Origin of the sequence: Sutterella parvirubra YIT 11816 (assembly GCF_000250875.1) — a bacterium.
Taxonomy (GTDB): Bacteria; Pseudomonadota; Gammaproteobacteria; order Burkholderiales; family Burkholderiaceae_F; genus Sutterella; species Sutterella parvirubra.
In genome coordinates this window covers 1-3,421 of the sequence record NZ_JH605016.1, presented here as the reverse complement: position 1 = coordinate 3,421, position 3,421 = coordinate 1, and the positions used below count along the sequence as shown (strand labels likewise).

Here is a 3,421-nt window from a genome sequence, read left to right as displayed (position 1 = left end):
CCGCCCCCGGCCGCCGCACGCCAACCCCCGAACACGCGCCCGTCGGCGGCCCACCTCCCTCGGCGGGGCCAAGCCTCACGGGCCGAAGCGAGCCCGTCATGTCCGAATTTGAACCGCGCACCGGCGCACCTGAGGATCCGCCCGAAGCCCTGCGCCCGGCCGCGGAGGAAGGGTTTTCGACGCTGGAGCGCACGGCCGAAGCCGAGGCGCGCGACGACCGCATGGCGGCCGCCTGGGAGGCGACCTCGATGAAGCGGGAGTTGAACCGCCAGCGTGAGCGCCACCGCGAACGCAGGAGCGCGACGATCCGCTTCGCGTTGACCGGGTGGTTCGTGGTCCTCTTCATGAGCGTGATCGTCTACGACGCGCTCCTCTGGGCGTCGTTCAAAAAGGAACTCTGGACGGACGTGTCGGCCTCCGCACGCGTGACGGTCGAGACCCTCTGCCAGACGTTGACGACGGGCATCCGATTCGGGAAGCGCATCGACAACTACCGAGGGATGGACGAGCTCCTTCAGGACACGGCGCAGGCTTCGGGCTTCGCGATCGCCTTGATGGAAGCCGAGGGCAGGAAGCTTCGCGAAGCGGGCGAGACGCCCTACGAGATGCTCAAGCTCGCGACCCTCGTCGAGTACGACGGCAACATCGTGATCCGTGAGGACGAGATGGGCCGCGCGGTGATGGCCGCCGTCATGACGCCGCAGAACCAGCGCGTCGGATGGGTGGGCGCGTGGATTCCGGCGGAACCTCTGGAAGCGAGCCTGATGGATTCCTTCTGGGGTCAGGTGCGCGTGCAGATTCTCTCGGGGCTCGCAGGGACGATCATCCTCTTGGCCGTGCTGCTGCGCCTCACCCGTGCCGACCTCGATCAGCTCCGTGAGGCCGCGCGCCGCAGCCTCACCGCTGGGATCCACCCCGAGTCGCCCGCCCGCACCGAGCGCGTGCTGCCGCGCTCCGCCAGGAAGGCCACCGTACTGATCTTCCTTCTCGTGATGATCGTGAACGGCGTCTCGGCCCTTCAGACCGTCTCGAACCGCTACACGGAGGGGCTCCTGAGCGACGCCGAAAAGACCGGGGCGATCCTCTCCGGGAACCTGACGCGCCTCATGCGCGTGGGCCTGACCCTCTCCTCCATGGACGCGGTCGACGCGTACCTCGCGAACGTCGCGAAGGTGCATTCGGGCGCGGTGACGCTCGAAATCGTCGACGGCACGGGAAAGCGCTTGGCGGGGAGCAACCCGCCCGAAACCAAGGTGCTGGACGAAGACCGCCGCTTCGCGCTGACGCAGGAGACGCGCTCCCCGACCGCGGCCTCGCTTGCGGTGAAGGTCGGCGCGGCGTCGAAGGACGCTTATGAAAAGGAAGCCAAAGCGAAGCTCATGGGTCCGCATCCGAAGGAGGACGCCTCCGCGCTGACCCTCAAGGTCTCGCTCGCCGAAGCGCCCTGGATGGAGAAGATGCGCTCGACGGTGTTGGACGTCGTGACGATGGTGGGCGTGTCGCTCATCTTCATGGTTGAGATCTTCCTCTTCTTCACGCGTTCGTCCGCCATCCGTCGGCCGACGCCCGGGACGCCGAAGTCGGCGCTCCTGCGGCCGCTCACCTTCTTCATGATGTTCTCGATCGACGCGGCGGTCTCCTTCATTCCGCTCGCGATGGCGAGGCTCGTGGACGTCGGGACGACGAACCGCGACCTCCTTCTCGCGCTCCCCGTCTCGACCGAAATGGCCGCGACGGGCGTCGCGGTTTTGTTCGCGGGTCCGATCGTGAAGCGCATCGGCGGGCGGGCGCCGATGATGCTCGGCATCGCCTTGGTCGCCTGCGGGTACCTGGGCTCGATGCTGGCCGCCGCCCCCTGGCAGTTCATCGCGGCGCGCGCGGTGGTCGGGATCGGCTACGGGACCGCGATCCTCACGGCGCAGGCCGTGAGCGTCAAGGACAACCTTTTGGCCGACATGTGGGCGGGGGTCTACGCGGGGAGCCTCTGCGGGAGCGCCGTCGGCGCGATGTTGGCCGAACACTTCGGCTTCGGCGTGGTGTTCGTCTTGTCCGCCATGATCCTCCTCATGCTCGTTCCGACCGCACGCGTCCTGATGGCAGGCCGGGACGGTCTCGACGGCCCGGCCGAGACCTTCCGCGACATCCACGAGTCGGACGCGGGCGAATGGCGCCCGAAGCGGGAAGAAAAGAAAACGGAGAAGAAGCTCACCACCCGCGAACTCCTCATGCTCCTCTCCGACCGGCGCTTCCTCGCCTTCACGATCGCGGCGATTCTGCCCTTCTCGGTTTTGTGCGTCGGGTTCCTCAACTACTTCCTCCCGGTGTTCCTGGACAGCGCCGGGACCTCGCAGTCCGACATCGGGCGCATCTTCATGATCAACTGCCTCCTCGTCGTCTACACAGGGCCGCTCTTCACGAAGCTCATTGAAAACCGCTCGAAGTCCTTCTGGACGATGATCACGGGCGTTTTGGCGGGTGCCTCGGTGCTGGTGCTCGCAGTCCTGCCGCCTCTTCCCGGCGCCCTGGCAGGCTCAGTGCTCTTGGGGCTCGCGACGGGTCTTCAGATTCCCGCGCACAGCGAGTACCTGCTGGAGCTTCCCGTCGCGCGCGCGATCGGCGTCGAGCAGACGATGAGCCTTTTGGACGTCCTTCAGCGCATCGGCCAGGTCGCGGGCCCGATCCTCACCGGGATGGTCTTGGCCGCCTTCACCGTCGACAAGGCCGCACTCGCCATCGGGGCCGGGTTTGTTCTAATATCTTGGCTCTTCCTCTTTTGGGAGCGCCCGGCCAAGAAGGCCCGGACGGCAAAACATGCCGCCGCTTCCTGAGATTCTTTGAACACAACGAGGTTTGCGCCAGTGACCGACTCCCCCTGCCGACAGTTTGAAGAGCGCCTCCTTTCGCTCCCGAAGCCCGATCCGCTCCGCACGGAGCCGGGAGAGGAACTGGCGCGCCGTCTTCACGCAGCCGTCTGCAGGACGATGCCGCCCGCGGGCGGCGTGACGCTGGACGCCTATTCCAAGGCCTTCGGCGAAGGGAAGCCTCCGGTCTCCCCCGCCATCCTCGACTGGGTGGAGAGGGAATCGACGAGACTCTACGGGGCGGACGCCGCCGCGACGCTCGTTCGGGAGCTCTCGCGCCGGAACGCCGTCCAGACGGCGAACCACCTGGGCACCAGCTTCTCCGCGGAATTTTTCCAGGGAGACCTCCTCTTCGCGCTCGGCTGCAAGGAGACCGTGCCCATCTTCGCCTACGGCGGAGTGCCGTTTCTGAACGTGGGCTTCCCGCGCGGCGCCTTGATCGCACCCAACCTCCCGGGAACGCTTCAGCCCAGGAAGGTCCCGCTTCTCCCGCGCATCGGGCGACGGCGCTTCATTTCGTCCTCGCCCGCCGTGCACCCTAAGGACGTCGACCTCCCGAC

General features: G+C 66.9%; 2 protein-coding genes. Both read left to right on the top strand.

Features of this window, described 5'->3' with window-relative positions; genetic code table 11:
• The first annotated feature begins 98 nt into the window (after window positions 1-98).
• Window positions 99-2,828: an MFS transporter gene (locus HMPREF9440_RS09655; protein WP_008543774.1), complete on the top strand. Its 2,730-nt coding sequence runs from the start codon at window positions 99-101 to the stop codon at window positions 2,826-2,828.
• A 30-nt stretch (window positions 2,829-2,858) separates the two neighbouring features.
• Window positions 2,859-3,421, top strand: a 563-nt coding sequence (locus tag HMPREF9440_RS09650) for a hypothetical protein (RefSeq protein ID WP_008543773.1), incomplete at its 3' end; no start/stop codon positions are given.

What these genes read in the sequence shown, in the direction of transcription:
- HMPREF9440_RS09655 (WP_008543774.1), top strand. Translation starts at nt 99, where the DNA reads ATGTCCGAATTTGAACCGCGCACCGGCGCACCTGAGGATCCGCCCGAA.